Genomic DNA, 20,216 nt, shown 5'->3' with positions numbered 1-20,216 from the left:
GTTGGATGTTGACCCTGGTACGACAGCTCGTCGAGCTAGAGAAGAGGCGACGTGACTACTGTTCTGACCCCCGCGAGCCCGCTGACGGCCGCTGACCGCTGCGACCGCTGCGGCGCCCAGGCATACCTGCGCGTCGTCCTGATGAGCGGCGGTGAACTGCTCTTCTGTGCCCACCACGGGCGCAAGTTCGAGCCGGAACTCAAGAAGATCGCCGCGGAAATACAGGACGAGACCGAGCGGCTGACCGCCGCTCCGGCGTCCGCGTCGGAAGACTAACGCTGACGCCTCGCGCCACGACGACGAGCGAAGCCGGCCGAGGGCCGGACGTCGGGCGGCCCGCCCCAGCCAGGGGAGGGCCGCCCGCGCTCGTGTCGCGGCCCCCTGCCGTCTTCCCGCCCGCGGGACTCCGGGATCCCCTCCCGGGACTCCCGGCGGGCCCGAGGCGTCCGCCCGGCGGTCTCAGCCATACGCGGCCACCAGCGATACCACCGCCGAGATCCGTGTGTAGACGCCCGGCCGCCCGGCCACCGCGCAGCCACTTCCCCAGGACACCAGGCCCACCAGCCGCCCTCCGGCGACCAGCGGCCCTCCGCTGTCCCCCTGGCAGGCGTCCCGGCCGCCGCCGGTGACTCCGGCGCAGACCATCGAAGCCGGCTGATAATCGCCCTCCGCGTCACCGGGGTAGGCGCTCCGGCACGTCGCGTCGGTGAGGACGCGTACCGCCGTGGCCCGCAGCGTCAGCGCGTACCTGCCGTCACCGTCGGTGTCGCCCCAGCCGTACACCACCGCCCGGCTTCCGGGCCGATAGGCCGGATCCCCGGCGCGCGCCATCTGGATGACATAGGCGGGCGGCAGCGGCCGCCCCAGGGTGAGCACCGCGATATCGCCGGCCCGGTCGTCGGTCTGGTAGGCCGGATTGACCCACACCTTCGCCGGCGCCATCTCCACCCCACGGGTCCCCCGCAGATCATTGCGGCCGACGATCACCCGCAGGTCCCGCACCTCCTGCCACTTCTTGCCCAGGACAGCCCGGCTCAGGCAGTGGGCCGCCGTGATGACCCGCGTGGGGGCCACCGCCACGCCGCCGCAGAACTGCCCCGAGCGCTTCGCGCCGAACAGCTCACGGCTGGCCAGCGCGACCGCCCAGGGCGCCTCGGCCGTACGGACCCGGTGCCCGCCCACCACCGCACGGTCGGCCGTCGCCGGGGCGGGCGCGAGGAGCAGCAGCCCGAGCGCGGCCGCGAGCAGCACGGCGAGGCGGGCGGGGAGCGGGGGCAGCGACCTACGCATGCAGCCTCCTGACCGTACGGAGCGAGTCGCCCACCCAGCGTCACACCGCCCGGCGCGTTCCGCATCCCGGAGTGGGCCAACCGGGGCGGGCCGCCCTCGGCCGATCGGGTGGGCCGCCACCTGGACAGCGCGAAGGCCGGGCCCCCGTGGAGGCCCGGCCTTCGTCCGGCGCTGTCGCTTGCGCGCGTCCGGTCCGTCTTAGTCCAGGTAGTCCCGGAGGACCTGGGAGCGGGACGGGTGGCGCAGCTTCGACATGGTCTTGGACTCGATCTGGCGGATGCGCTCACGCGTCACGCCATAGACCTTGCCGATCTCGTCGAGGGTCTTCGGCTGTCCGTCGGTGAGGCCGAAGCGCATGGACACCACGCCCGCCTCGCGCTCGCTGAGCGTGTCGAGCACCGAGTGCAGCTGCTCCTGGAGCAGGGTGAAGCTCACGGCGTCGGCCGGGACGACGGCCTCGGAGTCCTCGATGAGGTCACCGAACTCGCTGTCGCCGTCCTCGCCCAGCGGGGTGTGCAGGGAGATGGGCTCACGGCCGTACTTCTGGACCTCGATGACCTTCTCGGGGGTCATGTCCAGCTCCTTGGCCAGCTCCTCCGGGGTGGGCTCACGGCCCAGGTCCTGGAGCATCTGGCGCTGCACCCGCGCGAGCTTGTTGATGACCTCGACCATGTGCACCGGGATACGGATGGTGCGGGCCTGGTCGGCCATGGCGCGCGTGATCGCCTGGCGGATCCACCAGGTGGCGTACGTCGAGAACTTGTAGCCCTTGGTGTAGTCGAACTTCTCGACCGCGCGGATCAGACCGAGGTTGCCCTCCTGGATCAGGTCCAGGAAGAGCATGCCGCGGCCGGTGTACCGCTTGGCCAGCGAGACCACCAGACGGAGGTTGGCCTCCAGGAGGTGGTTCTTGGCGCGGCGGCCGTCCTCGGCGATGATCTCCAGCTCGCGCTTGAGCTTGGGGGCGAGCTTGTCGGAGTTGGCGAGCTTGTCCTCCGCGAACAGACCGGCCTCGATCCGCTTCGCGAGCTCGACCTCCTGCTCGGCGTTGAGCAGCGGGACCTTACCGATCTGCTTCAGGTAGTCCTTGACCGGGTCGGCGGTGGCGCCGGCCGCGGCGACCTGCTGCGCCGGGGCGTCGTCCTCGTCCTCGTCGGAGAGCACGAAGCCCGCGTTCTCCGGCTCGGGCTCGGCACCCTCGGGGGCCGGCTTGCCCGCCGGCACCTCCTCGATGACGTCCTCGGCCTCGAGGATCTCGTCGGTGACGTCCTTCTTGGCGGCCGTCTTCTTCGCGACCGTCTTCTTCGCCGCGGTGGCGGTCTTCTTCGCCGCCGTCTTCTTGGCCGTGGCCTTCTTCGCGGCGGCCTTCTTCGCGGGCGCCGCCGACGCCTCCTCGGCGGGGCCTCCCGCGGCGGCCGCGGGAGCGGCCGGAGCGGCGGGGCTCTTCTTGGCGGTGACCGTCTTGGACGCGACGGTCTTGGTGGCGGTGCGCTTCACCGGGCTCTTCGCTGCGACGCTCTTGCGGGTGCGCTTGGGCGCTTCTGCGGCACTGACCATCAGCGTCACACCCTCCTCGTCGAGGATCTGGTTGAGGCTGCGCAGAACGTTCTTCCACTGGGTTGGCGGAATCTGGTCAGCCTCGAAGGCCCGACGCACGTCATCGCCGGCGATCTGCCCCTCAGCCTTTCCCCGCTCGATGAGCGCCATGACAGACTCGGATTCGGCGATCTCCGGCGGGAGCGTACGGGATGTGCTGGCCGACACGAACAACCTCTCGGAACGTTGGAAACGGCTTCCGGCCCCGTCCTGTGGACCGGAGCCGACGACCGCCGGCAGGGATGAACCGACGGCGCGCGGGCGGAGTGCGGACGAGTACAGCGTCGCGAGCGACATCTGTATTCCCTCCGCGGCTGCCACCTCTTTAATCATCGCGCTGCCCCAAAGAGCGTTACGCCCAATCGTCGTGGCCCGAGTCACACCACATATCGGGGTTAATACCCACCCAACGGGACAGATAACTCCGAGTCGATCACACGCCGGCTCCCGGGCGGCCCTCCCGGTCCGCCGCACCGCGCCTCATGTCACGCTCCGCGCCGCGCCGCCGAACCCGCGGGCGGGATCCGGCGACGCCGCTCCGTACGCCGTACGCCGCTCACCGCCGGCGACCCGCCGCCCACGATGTGCCCTACGCCGTACACCCCGTGCGCCGTGCGCGCCGCGGGGTCAGTGCTCGCGCGGCGCGGGCACCCCGACCTCGGCGTGGTCGAGGTCCAGGTGGACGGTCAGGAGTTGGCGCATCGCCCCTTCGGCCGCCGCGGCGTCCCCCGACCCGACCGCCTCGACGATCCGGCGGTGGTGGCCGACGCTCGCCTCGGTGAGCCGGTCACAGCCGCCGGCCGGCGCCCCGGAGACATGGAGGGCGGCGGCGACGATGCCCGCCAGGTGCTCCAGCATCCGGTTGCCCGCGACCTGGAGCAGCAGGGCGTGGAACTCGGCGTCGGCGCGGGAGAAGGTGAGGGTGTCGCCCTGGGTCAGCGAGTGCCCCATGATCTCGGCCATGTCGGCCAGCCGCTGCTGCACGTCCTCGCGGCCGTGTCCCGCGGCGAGGCGCGCCGCGAGCGGCTCGATCGTCCAGCGCAGCTCGCACAGCTCGCGGCGCTGGTCGTCACGCTGTGGCCCGAAGGCGCGCCACTCGATGATGTCCGGATCCAGCAGGTTCCAGTCGCTGACGGGACGGACCCGGGTGCCGACGTTGGGGCGGGCGCTGACCAGGCCCTTGGCCTCGAGGACGCGCAGCGATTCCCGGACGACGGTGCGGGAGACCTCGAAGCGCTGGCCGATCTCCTCCGGGACCAGCGGGCGGTCCGCGCCCAGGTCGCCGGAGACGATCATCTGGCCGAGCTGCTGAACGAGCTGGCCGTGCAGTCCGCGGCCCCGGTTGCCGGCCGCGCGGCGGCCCACCCGGCCGATCTCCGCGTCCGCGCCGTCCCAGGAGGGGGCGCTGCCGCGGTCGGCGCCGGGGGCGTCGGCGTAGGAGTAGCGGTCAAGCTCGCCCGAGCCGGCGAGGCCGGAGTCGGCGGGGCGAGCCGCGGTCATGGTGGTGTGCGCAAGGGTACTCACGCATCCTTTGTCGGCGACGCTCCGGAGGCCCTTGAGGTCTTTGGTGAAAAGCACACGAAAGGGTGATCGCCCATTACCTCACAATTGACGCTGATTCGGACAGAAAGCAACACCCTTTACCGAAGTTGCGGCCGCTTCGTCAGCGGCCCTTCGCACCACCACTTCCGAGCCGCCTATGGGCGGGCTCTTCTGCCGCGCAAACCGGTCAGGGCGTAGGCGAACAGCAGCACCGCCACCGACAGCATCAGGGCCTGCCCCACGGGCTGACCCGCGAGCCGCAGCACGGCCGCGACTCCCCGGTTGAGCGTGGAGGGCGGACGGTCCAGCGCCACGGCGCGCAGCCGGTGCGGCAGCCCGACGAGCGAGTGCAGCGACGGCTCGTCCATCGCGCGCCGGACCACGGGAACCGCCAGCAGCGGCACCGCGAGGAGCGTGGCCAGCCCGAGCGCGGTGGACCGGAAGACACCCGCGGCGAGCAGTCCGGCCCATGAGCAGCCGATGGTGAGGCCGAAAACGCTCGCCATCAGCACCGGCCAGTCGCTCGGGAGCGGCACCGCGTTCCCGCCGACGAGCAGCAGGAGCGCCGCGCTGTCGAGGACGATGGCGCCGAGCGACAGCAGCGTGGCACCGACCGCGCAGATGGCGAACTTGGCGGCCAGCAGACCGAGCTGGTGCGGCACGGCGTCCCGGGCGGGGGCCAGCGCCGGATAGCGGAACTCGTCGCCGAAGGCGAGGGCGCCCAGCAGACCGGCGGCGATCGCGATGGGCGGCAGCGGGAGGTCGGCGGGCCAGCCGGTGAGCCGGTGCAACTCCCCGCCACCGCCCTCCCGCGCCAGCAGCACGGAGGCGAGGAGCGACAGGGCGAGCGCCACGGCACCGATCAGCCAGCTGGTGCGCACTCCGGTGGCGCGGCGCAGTTCGTACCGCATCGGCCAGGCGGGGCCGGGGAGCCGGAGCCGGTGGAGCACCCGGGACGGGGAGGCCTGGGGGTCGCGGGCGCGGATTCCCGCCGGGGTCGCGGGCCCCAGGTCGGCGGTCTCCTCGACCAGCCGGTGCACCACGATGCCGTGGCGGTAGGCGGTCTCACCGACGGAGGCGCTGGGGAGGCCGTAGACGGAGATGCGGGTCTCGTCGTCCCGCACCACCGAGAACGGGTCGGCGACCGCCTCCTCCTCGACCTCGGGCTCCATGTCGGCCGCCGCGCCGACGTCGGGGGCGGCGGCACTCGCGTGGGCCGCCGCTCCGGGCGCCGGAACAGGGACCGGGACGGTGACGGGCTCGGAGCCCGCCCCCGGAGCGCCCGCTCCGCCGGGCGCCGCGGCGTCGTCCTCGGCCTTCGCCTTGCCCTTGGCGCGACCCAGGCAGCCGAGCCCGCCCTTGACCGTGACGCCGACCTTGGCCTCGCCCTCGGCCGCGGCCTCTTCGGCCTGCGCCCGAGCCGCCGCTTCGGCCGCCGCCGCGCGCTCCGCCCGCCGCTCGGCCTCCGCCGCCTCCCGGGCGGCGTGGGCCTCCTCCTCCAGGACGGCGGCCAGCCGTCCGGCGAGCGGTGAGCGGACGACGACGCGGGGGCGCAGCCGGGTACGGGCGAACTCGTCGACCGCCTGATCGGCCACCAGCCGGCCCGCTTCCAGGGTGAGGACACGGTCCGCGACGTGGGTCACCCCTTCGGCGTCCTCGGTGGTGATCAGCACGGCGCCGCCCTGGTCGGCGAATCCGCGCAGCAGTCCGTTGAGCCAGTGGGTCTCACGGGCCGACAGCCCCCGGGCCGGTTCGTCCAGCACGAGGGTGTGCGGATCTCCGAGCAGCGCGGTGGCGATGCCGAGGCGGCGCCCCATCCCGAAGGCCAGGTCGCCGAGGCGCTCGTCCGCCAGGTCGGTGAGGCCGACGACGTCGAGAACGACATCGGCGCGTGCGGCGGGCACCCCGGCGGCGGCACCGAGCATTCTCAGATGCCCGCGCACGGTGCGCCCCGGATGCCCCGGGACATCGTCGAGGAGGACGCCGATCTCGCGGGCGGGGCGGCGGATGCGGTGCAGGGGGCGGCCCCGGAAGAACGCGGAGCCATGGCCCCGGTCGAGCTGCAGCAGCAGCCGCAACGCGCTGGTCTTCCCGGCGCCGGGGCCACCGAGCAGGGCGGTGACATGGCCCGGCGGGGCCTCGAAGGTGAGATCGTCGATGGCGGGCGCGTGGTTGCGGTGGCGTGCGCTGGTCAGTCCGGTGGCCTGGATCATGGCTTCTCCCGCGGGGCATGGAACCGCTCGGTGGCACGTGGGGACTGGTGACGTACCGGAGCACGGTAACCCGCTATGTCCTATTTCGTCGGCACATACACCCCCTGACGAGTCGTCGTGTCACAGGCCGTCACACCTCGGGACGCAGCATGGGCGGATTGAGCAGCGTGGCACCCCCGGCCCGGAACAGCTGGGCGGGCCGTCCGCCCTGACGGGTCGTCGTGCCGCCGGTGGGCACCAGGAATCCCGGGGTCCCGGTGACCTTGCGGTGGAAGTTGCGCGGGTCCAGCGCCACGCCCCACACCGCCTCGTACACCCGGCGCAGCTCGCCGACCGTGAACTCCAGGGGGCAGAACGCGGTGGCCAGCGAGGAGTACTCGATCTTGGAGCGGGCGCGCTCGACGCCGTCCGCGAGGATGCGTGCGTGATCGAAGGCGAGCGGCGCGGCCAGGTCGGCGTCCCGGCCGAAGGCACCCTCCTGGTCGAGCAGCGACTCGACCGGAGCCCAGCGGACGCTGTGGGCGTCGCCCCCGGGCCGGGGCGCGGGGAGGTCGGGCGCCAGCGCCAGATGCGCGACGCTGACCACCCGCATCCTGGGGTCCCGTTTCGGGTCGCCGTAGGTGGCGAGCTGTTCGAGATGCGCGGCGTTCGGCGGGACCGGGAGCGACGGGTCATGGGCGAGCAGCCCGGTCTCCTCGGCCAGTTCCCTGGCCGCGGCGGCCGACAGGTCCTCGTCGGCGCGGACGAATCCGCCGGGCAGTGCCCATCGCCCCTTGAAGGGTGGCTCGCCTCGGCGGACGGCCAGCGCACACAGCGCGTGCCGCCGCACGGTGAGCACGACCAGATCCACGGTGACGGCGAAAGCCGGGAAGGCCGATGGGTCGTAGGGCATGGGACGATCATAGTCGTCTGCCTGACGATAATCAGGCTCTTGAGCATGATCCGCGATGTTCCCGAAGCCGCTCTCCCAGGCGTTTTCCCGTTCGGCGCTCGCACCTCCTGCCGCATGAGGCGATCCCCCCTCGCGTCGTTCCTGACGGCCCGTCGGACGCCGCCCGTGGTCAGCGGCGGCTGCGGGTGCCGCGCCCGCCCGTCCTGCGCCGGGTCCGTGCCCTGCCCTCCGGCCGGCGCCTGGCGCCCGACGCGCCCGGCCCGGTGGGGCCGCCCGGTCCTGCGGAGCGAACCGGCCATCGCCGCCCGGCGCGCTCGGAATGCCCTCCGCCGTCCGCCGCCGGGGGTTCCGCCCCCGCGGGCCCGGGAGCGGCCTCGGTGGCCGTGCCGCCCAGACGCCGCAGCTCCTCGTGGACCGCGGCGTGCACCGCGCGGTCCGCACTGTCCCGGCGCAGACACTGGCGCAACAGCTCCGGATCGAGCCCCTCGTTGCACGCCTGATGGAGCAGCTTGGCGAAGAGGTAGTGCGGATCGACCCGCAGTGCCCGGCCGAGCGCGACCCGGGCCGAGGGCTCGTCACCGGAGGACCAGGCGACCCAGCCGGCGAGGGTGAGCGGCGCCGCGGCGTGCTCCCCGTACGAGCCGACGCAGCGGCGGGCCAGCGCGCGCCACAGCCGCAGCGCCGACGCGGCGTCCGGCTCTTCCATCCACTGGGCGGCCCTGTCCCGCGCCACCCGGTCCTGCAGCCCGATGATCACCGAGGCGGCCTCCTCGTCGTCCAGCAGGCCGTCGTCGCGGGTATCGGCCGCGCGGGGGTCGGCGATCGGCGGCGCGCCACGCAGGCGGTCCATCATCCGGCGCGCGAGGCCCAGGGTCTCCTCCCGCACCGCGGCACAGTCCATCCCGCCCAGGATCTTCGGTACGAGCCGGCTCCCGGCCATGTCCAGCGCCCGCTCCTGCCCCTCCACGCGGACCCCGGTGAGCGGCGCGAGCCTGGCCTCCATCTCGCGCAGCGAACCGCGCACATGCACCCCCGCGAAGGTCGCCGCCGCGGCCATCACCGAGGTGCCCGGCATGGCGAGCGGCACCCCTTCCGGCGGACAGCAGCGCCGGTCGGGGCAGACGTACGACCAGAACCGGCCGTCGGAAATGCACAGCGCCTCGAAGACCGGCACCTCGAAGCCGCCGCACGCGGTGCGCAGACGCTGCGCGAGGGGCCGCAGCCGCTCCATCACATCCCGCCCGGACTCGCCCCCGGCCGGTTCCTGGCACAGGAACAGCACGATCCCATCCGGCCGGTCACCACGCCGCTCACTGCCCCCGATCAGGCACTCGGCGAGCTGATCGCACACCTCGGGCCACTCCTCGCGGGCGCGGGGGATGCCGAGCCTGAGCCTGCCGCCGAACCGGCCGCGCGGGCCGTGCAGCGCGATCATCACGACGCTGTCATCGGGGTGGAAGCCCAGGACATAGGGCAGGGCGTCGGCGAGCTCGGCGGGGCTGCGGAGGGTGACCTGCTCCTCGCCGGACAGGCCGGCCGTGTCGTTGTCTCGAGTCATGGCCCGACAGTCCCCCAGCCCGGCCGGCTCCGCCAGCCCTGTGGATAACGTTATCCACAGGCTGCGGGCCCCGTTCGCGCGTTGCCGCGGGACCGGGTTGCATGGGCGCATGAGCGACGAAGATCTGCGCATCCCGGCCGACCGCGCGCCGGTATCGGTTACTCCGTCAGGACCCGTGCGGCGCCGCCGAGTGCGACGCGCAGGTCCGGTCCCGCCGTGGCGGTGATGGTGGCGGGGCTGCCGAGGGAGTCGCCCATGTCGACGGCGATCCGGTGGACGCCCCGGCCGGCCAGGTGTGCGACGAGACAGGCCGTGCTGTTGACGTTGGCGAGGTCCTCCGGGACGCCGATCGAAGGGGCGAACATCCGGGCCGCGAGCGCGCCCTCGGACGACGGTTCCGAGTGGACGTACGCGCCGAGCAGGCCGAACCGGTCGCAGGCCGCCCTGAGGCGGTCGAGGTCCGGGCGTAGCGCGGCGAGCGCGGTCCGGGTGGGGACGGGCACCAGAACGCGTTCGCGGCCCACGCCGGCGATCCGGACGTCCGGCCCGGCCTCGTCCGGCGCGAGACCGAGGGCCGGAAGAACGAGGGCGCGTTCCTCTGCGGTAGGTTCGCGCAGGTCAACGGGCCCGGGGTCGAAGGAGGCGGTGATCAGCTCGCCTGAACGCTCGGCCCGCCCGGTGAAGACCCGCCCCCCGGCACGGAGGGTGGCCCGGTAGGGCCCCGCACCGCCGTGCCGTGCCGCGAGGAGGGCGAGGGCGGCGACCGTGCCGTGACCGCAGGCGGGCAGTTCCCCTTCCGCGGTGAAGAAGCGCAGCTCGGTCGTGTCGCCGGTGTGACGTACGTACACGGCGTGCGAGGTGCCCCGTGCGACGGGGATCCGGCGCCGCTCGTCGTCGCCCGGCGGCGGGCCGTCCGCGTCGTCCTCCAGCACGACGGCCGTGGGGCTGCCGCCCGCGCCGCCCCGCAGGCAGGCGCGGACGACCGTCACGTTCGGCGTGCTCACGGGGCTGTCACTTCGCATCCTCCAGCGTGGCGTACCCGGTGGTCGCCGCGGTCTCGGCCTGGTTGGCACCCTCTTGGAGCTGGAAGAGCGAGCCGAAGGGGCGCTCCGCGAGCGGGAGGCGCCACGCCCCGGCCTCCACACGTGCCGTGTCCGACACGTTACCGCGCAGCAGCTTCACTCCGGGCTCGTTGTGGCCGGCGTGCGCGCCGAAGTGGATCGGGTAGGCGTCGGCCGCCCGGTAGGCCGGCAGGAAGGCGCGGCGGTACCGGTCGGAGCGGTTCGGGGAGGAGTAGTGCAGGAGCAGGCAGTGGATGAAGACCACGCTGCCGGCGGGCGCCTCGATGGGCACGGCGAGCGCCGGGTCGGGGGCGCCGGCACCCGCCACCTTGCCGCGGAAGTAGCCGTCGACGTAGTGGTCGGCGAGGCCGCGCAGGTGAGAGCCGGGGACGGCCTGGAGGGCGGAGTTCTCGGTGGTGGTGTCGTCGAGGTAGACGAGGGCCGTCACCAGGTCGGTGTTGGTGTGGGGGTAGTAGGCGAAGTCCTGGTGCCACTCCACGACACTGCCCACCTGCGGGGCCTTGAGGTGGAGCTTGCTGTAGTGGAACAGGATGTCGGGGCCGATGAGTGCCTCGACGTGGTCGAGCAGCTTGGGGTGGGCGGCGGCCCGCTCGAACGCGGAGTGCTGTTTGGTGGGCGACCAGATCCGGCGGGCCATGCCGTTGTCGCCCGGCTCCACTTCGGCGACGGAGCCGATGTCGGGAACGTTCAGGATCTCCGTGATGGCGGTGTTGAGTTCGGCGACTTCACTCGGATCGAAGAGACGCTCGGCGACCGCGAAGCCGTTCTCGCGGTACTCCTTGACGAGCGCGTCGGTGTTGGGTGCGGACATGCGCGGGGTTCCTCTCTGCTGGGCGGCGGGGATGCGGTGGGATGCGGTGTGGTGGGGTGGGGTCCGAACGGGTCCGCCGGGCGACGACTGCCCGGCGGACCCGCGTTGGCTCAGAGGCGCCACCGACCGGCATCGCAGCTGGGCCCCGCGCGGGCCGGGCAAGGCGGCCGGGAGCGTCCCTCGGCCAGGGCGCTCGCCAGGATCGCCCGCTGTGTCTCCGGCTTCGAGGCGGGGACGCGGAACGTCCCCGTGAAGCCCTCGATCGGTTCAGCCCTCAGGCGCATGAGGTCTCCGCGTGCTGGTCCTGTCGTCGGCGGTGGGCCCGGGGCGTACGGGTCACACAGCGGTCTTCTGGTGCTTGGCGACGGTGTCCTCGTAGATCTCCCGGAAGAACATCGCGAGGATCTCCTGGACGTCGTCGATGTACTTGAACACCTTCTGGAAGTCCTCCTCGCTGAAGATCAGCTGGTGGAGGATGTCCCACATCTCCTGGGAGTGGTCTTCGGTGCTGTCGACGTGGAGGTGGGCGGCCTGCCCCTTGACGTTCTCCTTGCCGAGCCGCTTCTGAAGGTTGTCGACGATGGCCGGCTGGAGCTTGATCTGGGTGTACTCGACCAGGTAGTTGGAGACGACCGGGGCGAGGGCCGACTCGTGCTCCAGGGCGTAGTAGAAGTAGCCCTCGAACAGGCGGGTGGAGAGGTAGGGCTCGGTGGCGAGGATCTCCTCCTCGGTGACGCCGGCGGCCGCGGCGTCGCTGATGTACAGCTTGTCGTGGAGCATTTCGTCGGCCTGGTACTGCGCGTAGTCGCGGGCGGCCCTGGGCGCGACCTGGGCGATCTTGTAGATGGCCTTGGACTGGCTGACCCGGGAGAGGCGGATCCGCCACACGTGCTCGATGAGGGTGCGGCGGTAGTACGCCTGGTGGAGCTCGGGCTCGGACAGGTGGGACGCGAAGGGGACGGTGGCCTTCCACTCCGCCATCTTCTTGTCCAAGTAGCGGTCGAGCTCGGCCTTCTTCAGACGGCTCTGCTCCTCGTTGTAGAACGGCTTCGGGTGGGTGATCCCGGTGTTCTGCACGCGGTTCATCGCGTTCTCCTTGACGAGAGGTTTCGAGGGGCGTTCACGGAAGGTTCAGAGTGTGGTGCCGCACAGCGGGACGGTGGCCGGGTCGCGAGCGATCCGCCAGGCCGGGGACCGGGTCGCCGGCTCAGCGGTACCGGACATGGAAATGCTCCGTCGCGTGCTGGTCGAGGAAGGCGGTCTCGGCGTCCAGGTCGTCGGCCGCCACGTCCCACAGGGCGTCCATCAGGCAGATCGCCCGGTCGGACACATCGAGTCGGGTTCCCTCCGCCACGTGGATGCGCAGGATCCGGGGCGGCCGGGTGGGCGGGTCGAAGCCGATCGCGTCGACGGTCCGCCCCTTCTCTCCGTACTTGCTGAGGAACACGGTCGCCCGGGTGGGCGCGCCGGTGCGCAGCGCCTCCACCTGGGAGGCGCGGGTGAGCCGGTCGTGGAAGGCGTCCCGTTCACCGTCGGGCAGCAGCAGGGACTCGGCCCACAGGTCGAGGAGGGAGTACCCGGTGACGGCCTGGATGCTGGAGTCGATGAGGCTGCCGCCCACCCGGGGGTTGATCTCGATGATCTCCCAGCGCTTCTTCGACTCCCAGTACTTGACCTCGATGTGGAAGGCTCCGGCGGTCAGCCCGTGCCCCGCCAGCGCGGACAGGCAGCGGGTGACGTAGTCGGATCCTTCCAGGACGAGGTCACGGCCGAGGGTGGCGGGCGGGCTGACCGACATTCCCTCCAGGGTGGTCCGTTCCAGGCGTTCCACGCGGGCCTTCTCGTGGACGCACAGGTGGTGGACCCGCCCGTCGAGGACGAGGGTCTCGAAGCTGAACTCCGGGCCCTCGACGTACTCCTCGACGAGGAAGTCGAACCGGTCCATGAAGATCGCCTTCATGCGCCGGTCGGCGCGCATCTGCTCCTGGATCGCGGGCAGGTCGGCCAGGTCGTCGGCGTCCTCCAGGATGAAGGTCGCGAAGGACGACGCGCCGCGCACCGGCTTGACGAACCAGCGTGCGGAGGAGTCGAGTTCGGGGGTCGCGCCGGGGGCGAGACGGTGGAGCCGGACCTCGCTCAGTCCCTCGGCGAAGAGGTACCGGCGCAGTTCGTACTTGTCGAGGCAGAGGCGCAGCGCCGGCTCGGCGGAGTCGCGCGCGCCGAGCCGCTCGTTGAGCTCGGCCATCAGGAGCCGGTAGCCCTCGAAGGTGGCGATGGCGGCCTGGACCCGGTAGCCCCGGTCGGCGAGTTCGCGAACGGCCTTCTCGACGTCGCTGGAGCGCAGTTCGGGTTCCTCGGTGACCACGCAGTCCGCCACGTGGCGGCGGCTCGCGTCCAGGACCTCCGGCTTCTCCGGCCGGGAGCTGAGGGCGACCAAGGTCAGGCCGAGCCCGGCGGTGGCCGCGGCGACCTCCTCGGTGTACGACTTGCCCTGGTGCATGAGGAGCAGGACCGCTCTCTTCATCTGTCCACCTCCTTGGAGTTCCGGGTCCACTCTCAGCGCCGACGGGCCGGCAGCCGGTCCGCGGTCTCGCGCTGGTGGGCGCGCAGGATGTCCACGAGCCGTGCGGCGCCGCCCTCACGGACCGGGTCGACGACGGGAAGACCGGTATCGGCCTCCAGCTTCTCGGCCTCGCGGCGGTAGTCGTCCTCGGAGAAGCCGAAGCTGTTGACGCTGACGGCGGCGACCTTGGCGGGCCGTTCGAAGACGGTGAGCTCCTCGTTGATGCGGATGAGCTCGGGGATGGGGATGATGGGCGTCTCCCAGACCTTGGTGCGCTCGGCGCCGAGGCGGTGGCAGAAGACCAGGGCGTGCGGCAGGGCGCCGTGGAGGATGGCGAGGGCGACGCTGCTGAACCCGATGTGGTTGAGGGAACCCTGGCCCTCGACGACGACCCATTCGTTGCCGGCGGCGGCCTCCATGACGACATGCTCGACGGCGCCGGCCATGAAGTCGCCGGGCACGCCGTCGACCGCGACGCCATGGCCGGAGATCAGCATGCCGCTCTGGCCGGTGGCGGCGAAACCGGTGCTGATGCCGCGACGGTTGGCCTCGTTCCAGATCTCCAGGCCGGCGGTCTTCTTGCCGATGTTGGAGTCGCTGCCGCACGTGTGGATGACCCAGGTGTCCAGGTCCAGGACGCGGGCCTTGTTGAGCGCCACCGTCGGGGCGTCCTTCGTCTCCCAGACGGTGATGCCCTTCTCACGGATGGCGCGGCCGATGTCCGGGTCGCTCGTGAGCCGGAAGTGGATCGAGTTGATCAGGTGGAGGCCGTTCTGGACGGCCGCGAGGATGTGCGGCTTCCAGCCGGAGGGCAGCTCGGCGGAGTGCAGGCCCTTGCCGATGACCATGACCTCGGGGCGCAGGTTCACCACGTGCTCGACGCGGCTGACGATCGGGATCGCGCCGCCGTAGCCGAGGACGTCCTGGACGGTTTGGCCGGCCTTGCGGCTGTCGATCACGGCGACGCAGCGGTCCCCGCGGTAGCGGATGATCGAGGCGGCGATCTTGCTCGTGAAGAGTCCGAAGCACCCCTCGGCGAACAGCACGAAGTTCTTGTCGACCAGCTCCGCATGGCTTAACTGATCCACGTCTTCCTCCACGGACTCGACGGTTCGTTTTTCGATGGCACGAGATGGTTCGGGCGGTCTAGGGGACAGGCTCGGTCGTCAGGCGGTACTGCGTACGCACCTGGCGCACGGCCTCCTCGATCTGCTCCTGGGTGCCGCCCCGGAAAAGGAAGCGGCCGCCTTGGAGCGTGGCGTACGAGCCGGGCCGGGAGACCAGAACCTCACCCGCCCTCGGCACCAACTCGCGGTACAAATAGGGCACTTCGCCCACGAGCGAGGTGGCGGAGGTGACCTTCTGGGGCAGCGGCTTGGGACCTGGGATGATCAGCCAGCCGCCGCTCAGCTCCGGGTCGGGGGCCGGCGGGTCCACCAGGCGGCCCAGCAGCACGTCGACCCACAACCGGAACAGATTGACGCCATGGACGTCGTGGATGACGTACGGCACGTCGGCGCCTGGCACCCGGGCTCCGACCTCCAGGAACACCAGCTCGTCGCCGGTGTCGAAGAGTTCGAGGTGGAAGGCGGAGCTCCGCAGGCCGAGCGCGGTCAGGCAGCGCACGGCGAAGTCCTCACAGCGGCCGCGCACCGCGGCTTCCGTCTGGAAGACGGAGCCGAGCGGTTCGCCCAGGAGCTCGAAGTCCAGGCAGCTGGAGACGTAGCGCGAGGTACACAGGAACAGCGGTTTGCCCGCCGCGTCCAGGACACCGTCGACGTGCAGGATCTCGCCCCGTACGAACTCCTCGATCTCGAGGTCGCGCAGGCTCCGTTCGGCGCACAAGGCCCGCAGCTCCCCGGCCGAGGCGATCTTGCGCACACCCTGGCTGGACGCCCCTCGCACCGGCTTGACGATCACGGGGTAGCCGAACTCCTCGGCGGCCGCGAGGACCTGCTCCTCGGTGCGGCAGGGCGCCCAACGCGGCACTCGGATACCGGCCCGCGACACCGTCTCCTTCATGACGGTCTTGTCGCGGAGCCGGGAGGTCTCCTCCGAGCTGGAGCCCGGGATGCCGTACCGCTCGCGCAGGGTCGCCGCGAGGTCGAGGAGGTTCTCGGAGAAGCCGATGACGTGGTCGAAGGGGCCTTCGTCGCGTACGACGGAGTCGACGAGCTCCAGCACGCCGTCCAGGTTGCCGAAATCCGGTACGACGTGGACCCGTTCGGCGTCGGCGGGCACTCCGCTGCGGCCGCCCTCGTCGCAGATGTACGTGACGCGGTCGGTCTCCGGGCGGAAGACGATCTCGGGAGCGGCGAGGCGGTTCTCCCAGCGCCGCTCGTCCTCGTACAAGGGCCAGCGGTTCAAAAACAGGATTGCGCCGGACATGGATGTCGTCCTCACGGTTCACAGGATGCATGGACGTGCCCGGCCGGGGGCCGGTTGACGGCGACGGCGGGCCTTTCGGAACCGAAGAATGAACCCGAACCTGAATCCGGGAACGGCCCACCACGCGTTGTTCTCACTGCCTCAGCCTCGCATGGGACCGGCTTGGTCAGAATAGGACCTAAGTCCCGGCGCCCGCGGCGTTGCCATTGGGTGAGTGTGCGGTTCAACTTCCTTGGCCATGCTCCACATGGGCGTTCGGGGTCGCGGCGGGCGGAGTAGTCCGTGTCAAGGTCCTGCTGGCCGGCGCCGAGGCGAGGACGTGCCAGATCGCGATGGCGAGTTTGTGCATGGTGACACCGGCGGATTCGTTCAACTCCGGCCGGGCCCCGATGCGCGAGGAGAGATGCCCGAGGGTGGCAAACCGGGCCTCGCCGCCGGTCCCGGCCGATGGCCGGGACGGCCAGATCGGCGGGGCATGTTCGCGGTCGATCAGTGCGTTGATCCCGGCGGTAAAGAGGGTCCGGACCACCTTGCGCCGGAAACGCCATGGGCAGATGGACCTATTGCCCGCCCGCCGCACGGGACACAGAATTCTTATCGCCCCCAACCACCGGAGGAGGGCTCTCGTGCGCGCCAGGAGGCTTTCCGAAACCGGCCTCGATTCCGCGGGACAGATGGTCGTGCTGCCGCGCCGGAGGGGCCGGAGACGGCACGGCGGGTGAGCTCCGGGGACTTCCGGGCGACGATGGCCCGGTTCTCGGCCGGGGTCGTGGTGGTGACGGCTCCGGACGACGGCGGGGGCCGCGCGGGTACTTCGCGGTGAGCGTGCTGGGGCCCGAACGCAGGCAGCCGGCAGAGCAGTTCACGCCCCAAGGCGCCGACACGTTCGCATCGGACGGCCTGTCCCGAACGCCCGGCATCCGGCCGGGGACCATACCATCCTGATCGGCCCGGTGCCGGGCGCGCGCCTGGGTGAGGGCGCGGGAACCCCAATGGTTCATGACGCACAGCCCTTGCGGTTTCCGGCGGTATTTCCGTCGGGCGCCACTGTCCTTGCAGGGCGGCGACTCACCCGCTACCACCGGCCCCTTCCTCACTCCGACCAAGGTCATCTCATGTCCGCCGGCGTGGCAACATCTCGGCGGTAAAGAGGGTCCGGACCACCTCGTGCCGGAAACGCCATGGGCAGATGGACCTATTGCCCGCGCGCCGTACGGGACACAGAATTCTTATCGCGCCCCCACTGCCGAAGGAGGGCTGTCGTGCGCGCCAGGAGGCTTTTCCCGAACTGCCGCCCGACATCGAAGCGCCAAGCGGTGGGATGACATGTTCTCGCTCCGCGGACATCGCCGGCCCGGACGTCAAAGCGACATCGCTTGCAAAGGTATCAGACGGCGAATGATGGGAAACGGGAGATACGAGGATGCTGCTCAAGGTTGATCCGGTCGATTCCTTTTCCGGAACGTTCCGCGTGCCTTCTTCGAAACCGGAGACGCAACGGGCAATTCTGACCGGCACGCTGGCCGATGGCACGTCACGGGTCTTCAATGATCTCCGTTGCGACGAGACGGAGACCATGAAGAACGCCTGCCGTGCCTTCGGCGCCAAGATAACCGAGCACGACGGATACCTGGAGATCCAGGGCATCGGACGGTCGCTTCCGCACATCGGGCGCGTCATCCAGTCCCGCGGCTCGGGTCTGGTGTTCCGCGTCGTGACCGCGCTGGCTTCCGTACTGCCGTCGCCGGTCGTGGTGACGGGCGACGCGACCCTGCGCAACCGGGTGATGGAGCCGCTGCTGCAGGCGCTGCGCGAACTCGGCGCGGACATCGAGTCGATCGTCGGCGAGAACAAGGCCCCGGTCGTCAACTGGGGACGCGGCCTGAAGGGCGGCACTTGCCGGCTGCCGGGCGACATCAGCTCGCAGTTCATCACCGCCATCCTGTTCGCCGCGCCGCTGGCCGACGGCCCGGTGGAAATCGAGGTGACGGGTGAGGTCTATTCCCAGTCATACATCCGGCAGACGCTGGCGAGCCTGACGGACGCGGGCATCAAGGTCTCCGCGTCGGATGACATGCGTCACTACCAGGTGGAGCCCTCCTCCTTCCAGGCCCAGGACGTCACCATTCGCGAGGACTACACCTCGGCCTCGTACCTGCTGGCCGCCGCCGCGCTCTTCCCGGGCCGGACCGTCCTGAGCAACGTGTACGGCGACAGCATGCAGGGCGAGTTCGCGATCGTCCCGATCCTGGAGAAGCTCGGGGTGAGCGTCACCTTCGACCGGGCCACCTCGTCGCTGATCGTCGACAACCCGCCGGGCAGCCTGTGCGGCGCCTTCGAGGTGGATGTGCAGGACTGCCCCAACATCGTGCCCACGCTCGCCGCCCTCGGGGCGTACGTGCAGGGCAGCCTGCGGGTGACCGGCGGACGCCTCACCCGCTTCCACAAGGCGTCACGCATCGAGGCCATGGCCGCCGAACTGACCCGTGCGGGCGTGGACATCGAGGTCCTGTACGACGACGGGATCTGCGACGGCTTCGAGGTCCGCGGCGCGGGGACGTACCCCGGCGGAGTGACCCTGTCCAGTTGGGGCGACCACCGCATCTTCATGTCGCTGTTCGTGGCAGGCCTGCGGATGCAGTCCGCCAACCGGTTCTCCGGCTTCGAAGACGTCCGGCTGTCCTTCCCCACCTTCCTGGAGGAGTTCGCCAAGGCGGGAGTACGGACCACGGCCGTTGAGGAGGAGAACGCGCCCGCCGAGGTCGTCGGCTGACCCTGTCTGCGACACCCCCCGGTGGTCCGCTGTGCCGCAGTGGCGCGCGCCGCCGGACCCGGGAGGTGAGCGAGATACGCAGCTGACCATGGCAGAGGTGTGTCGGCGCGCGGGCTGGATCTCACGCCCGCGCGCCCCGTCGCGGTGCGTGACCCGGGCCCCCGGAGCTCTCGGAGCCCTCCGATGAACGACACCCCTCGCACGACCGTCCGCTCCCCCGTTCAGGAAGTTCCCTCGATGCCCCCTGCACCCGCCCCCCGCCTGCGCGCCGATGTCTCCGGATTGCCTCGCTACGTTCCCGGCCGGGCCGCTCCCAGCGACCTGGTGGACAAGTTGTCGTCGAACGAGAACCCCTATCCCCCGCTGCCGTCGGTCGTCGCCGCGATGCGCGAGGAGCTGGGGCGCGTCAACCGCTACCCCGATCCGACGAACCGCGAACTGATCACGGACCTGTCCGCGGTCCTCGCTGTGCCCCCGGAGCACCTCGTGCCCGGCACCGGATCCCTCGGGGTCACCAGGGACCTGTTGCGCGCCGCGGCCGGCGAAGGGGACGAAGTGCTGTTCGCCTGGCGCTCGTTCGAGGCGTACGCGCAGCTCACCTGGGCCACCGGGGCAACTCCCGTGCAGATTCCGCTGCGTGACGAGCGGCACGATCTGGAAGCCATGGCCGATGCGGTGACGGACCGCACCCGCGTGGTCTTCGTGTGCAACCCCAACAACCCGACCGGCACGGCCGTGCACCGCGGTGAGCTCGAGCGCTTCCTCGACCGGGTGCCCGGCCATGTGCTGGTGGTGCTCGACGAGGCGTACCGCGAGTTCGTCGACGACACCGATGTACCGGACGGCATCGCGTTGTACCGCGACCGTCCCAACGTCGCCGTTCTGCGCACCTTCTCCAAGGCGTACGGGCTCGCGCGACTGCGCGTCGGCTACGCGGTCGCGCATCCGCCGGTCGCTGCGGCGCTGCGGGCCTGCGCCGTGCCGTTCGGTGTCAGCGGACTCGCCCAGGCCGCCGCGCGGGCCTCACTGAAGGCGGGACCCGAACTGCTGGAGCGGGTACAGACCCTGGTGGCCGAGCGCGCCCGGGTCACCCGTGCGCTGCGGGCCGCGGGCTGGAGCGTTCCTGACAGCCAGGCCAACTTCGTCTGGCTGCGCCTCGGCACACAGACACCGGCGTTCGCCGACGCGTGCGAGGCGGCGGGTGTCATGGTGCGCCCCTTCGGCGACGAGGGAGTACGGATCACCATCGGTACTCCCGAGGAGAACGACCATCTGCTGAAGATCGTGGGCGACTGGCGGGTGTGAGACCCCCGCCGAAGACCGCGGGCCTCCAGCGCGATCGGTAGTGAAGCGGGCAGAGGCAGGCAGCGCAGATGGCGTCCTCGGGCGGGTTCCGCCCGAGGACGCTTCGACTTCTGCCGCAGCAGCCATGCGGAGTTGGATCCGCCGTGCTGGATCGATGCGCAAACCAGCTTCGGGCGTAGCCGCTGGCGCATTACTCTCCCTGT

The 20,216-nt window shown here is 71.2% G+C and carries 15 protein-coding genes; 3 read left to right on the top strand and 12 right to left on the bottom strand.

Annotated elements, in window-relative coordinates; all coding sequences use genetic code 11:
- Positions 1–51 precede the first annotated feature (51 nt).
- Positions 52–276, top strand: coding sequence for a hypothetical protein (locus ABZ562_RS30765; RefSeq protein ID WP_055549819.1), 225 nt, complete (start codon positions 52–54; stop codon positions 274–276).
- Between the two features lie 183 nt (positions 277–459).
- Here the strand turns inward: ABZ562_RS30765 and ABZ562_RS30760 are convergent, their stop codons facing one another.
- The 12 genes from ABZ562_RS30760 to ABZ562_RS30705 form a co-directional block, all read right to left on the bottom strand.
- On the bottom strand, positions 460–1,290 hold the full coding sequence (locus tag ABZ562_RS30760; protein ID WP_361485773.1) for a serine protease: 831 nt from the start codon (positions 1,288–1,290) through the stop codon (positions 460–462).
- A gap of 198 nt (positions 1,291–1,488) precedes the next feature.
- Entirely contained in the window at positions 1,489–3,060 is a 1,572-nt protein-coding gene (locus ABZ562_RS30755; protein ID WP_361485820.1) for an RNA polymerase sigma factor, read from the bottom strand.
- Positions 3,061–3,513: 453 nt separating this feature from the next.
- Entirely contained in the window at positions 3,514–4,464 is a 951-nt protein-coding gene (locus tag ABZ562_RS30750) for a FadR/GntR family transcriptional regulator (RefSeq protein WP_361485771.1), read from the bottom strand.
- Positions 4,465–4,583: 119 nt separating this feature from the next.
- Complete coding sequence (locus ABZ562_RS30745; RefSeq protein WP_361485769.1) at positions 4,584–6,641, bottom strand: ABC transporter ATP-binding protein; 2,058 nt, start codon at positions 6,639–6,641, stop codon at positions 4,584–4,586.
- A 130-nt stretch (positions 6,642–6,771) separates the two neighbouring features.
- Positions 6,772–7,533 carry an NUDIX domain-containing protein gene (locus ABZ562_RS30740; protein ID WP_361485767.1) on the bottom strand — a complete coding sequence of 254 codons (762 nt, stop codon included), beginning with the start codon at positions 7,531–7,533 and terminating at the stop codon, positions 6,772–6,774.
- 169 nt (positions 7,534–7,702) lie between these two features.
- Entirely contained in the window at positions 7,703–9,091 is a 1,389-nt protein-coding gene (locus ABZ562_RS30735; protein ID WP_361485765.1) for a DUF4192 domain-containing protein, read from the bottom strand.
- 158 nt (positions 9,092–9,249) lie between these two features.
- Positions 9,250–10,095: a PhzF family phenazine biosynthesis protein gene (locus tag ABZ562_RS30730; protein WP_361485763.1), complete on the bottom strand. Its 846-nt coding sequence runs from the start codon at positions 10,093–10,095 to the stop codon at positions 9,250–9,252.
- A 7-nt stretch (positions 10,096–10,102) separates the two neighbouring features.
- Positions 10,103–10,984: a phytanoyl-CoA dioxygenase family protein gene (locus ABZ562_RS30725; protein ID WP_361485761.1), complete on the bottom strand. Its 882-nt coding sequence runs from the start codon at positions 10,982–10,984 to the stop codon at positions 10,103–10,105.
- A gap of 336 nt (positions 10,985–11,320) precedes the next feature.
- Positions 11,321–12,070, bottom strand: a complete 750-nt coding sequence (locus tag ABZ562_RS30720) for an iron-containing redox enzyme family protein (protein WP_055549838.1) — start codon at positions 12,068–12,070, stop codon at positions 11,321–11,323.
- Between the two features lie 121 nt (positions 12,071–12,191).
- Positions 12,192–13,508, bottom strand: coding sequence for an ATP-grasp domain-containing protein (locus ABZ562_RS30715; RefSeq protein WP_361485759.1), 1,317 nt, complete (start codon positions 13,506–13,508; stop codon positions 12,192–12,194).
- A gap of 32 nt (positions 13,509–13,540) precedes the next feature.
- Entirely contained in the window at positions 13,541–14,635 is a 1,095-nt protein-coding gene (locus tag ABZ562_RS30710) for a DUF1611 domain-containing protein (protein WP_361485757.1), read from the bottom strand.
- A gap of 58 nt (positions 14,636–14,693) precedes the next feature.
- Positions 14,694–15,935, bottom strand: coding sequence for an ATP-grasp domain-containing protein (locus tag ABZ562_RS30705; protein ID WP_361485755.1), 1,242 nt, complete (start codon positions 15,933–15,935; stop codon positions 14,694–14,696).
- Positions 15,936–17,358: 1,423 nt separating this feature from the next.
- Between ABZ562_RS30705 and aroA the strand changes: the two genes are divergently transcribed.
- Together aroA and hisC are read left to right on the top strand one after the other, a co-directional pair.
- A complete protein-coding gene (gene aroA / locus ABZ562_RS30700; protein ID WP_361485753.1) occupies positions 17,359–18,708 on the top strand; it encodes a 3-phosphoshikimate 1-carboxyvinyltransferase in 1,350 nt (449 codons plus the stop codon).
- A gap of 237 nt (positions 18,709–18,945) precedes the next feature.
- Entirely contained in the window at positions 18,946–20,013 is a 1,068-nt protein-coding gene (gene hisC / locus ABZ562_RS30695; protein WP_361485751.1) for a histidinol-phosphate transaminase, read from the top strand.
- Positions 20,014–20,216: the final 203 nt, after the last annotated feature.

Source organism: Streptomyces sp. NPDC019937, assembly GCF_040631655.1.
In the GTDB taxonomy this organism is placed as follows: Bacteria; Actinomycetota; Actinomycetes; order Streptomycetales; family Streptomycetaceae; genus Streptomyces.
Note: the sequence above shows the minus strand (reverse complement) of the source record. Positions and strands in the feature narration are given on the sequence as shown.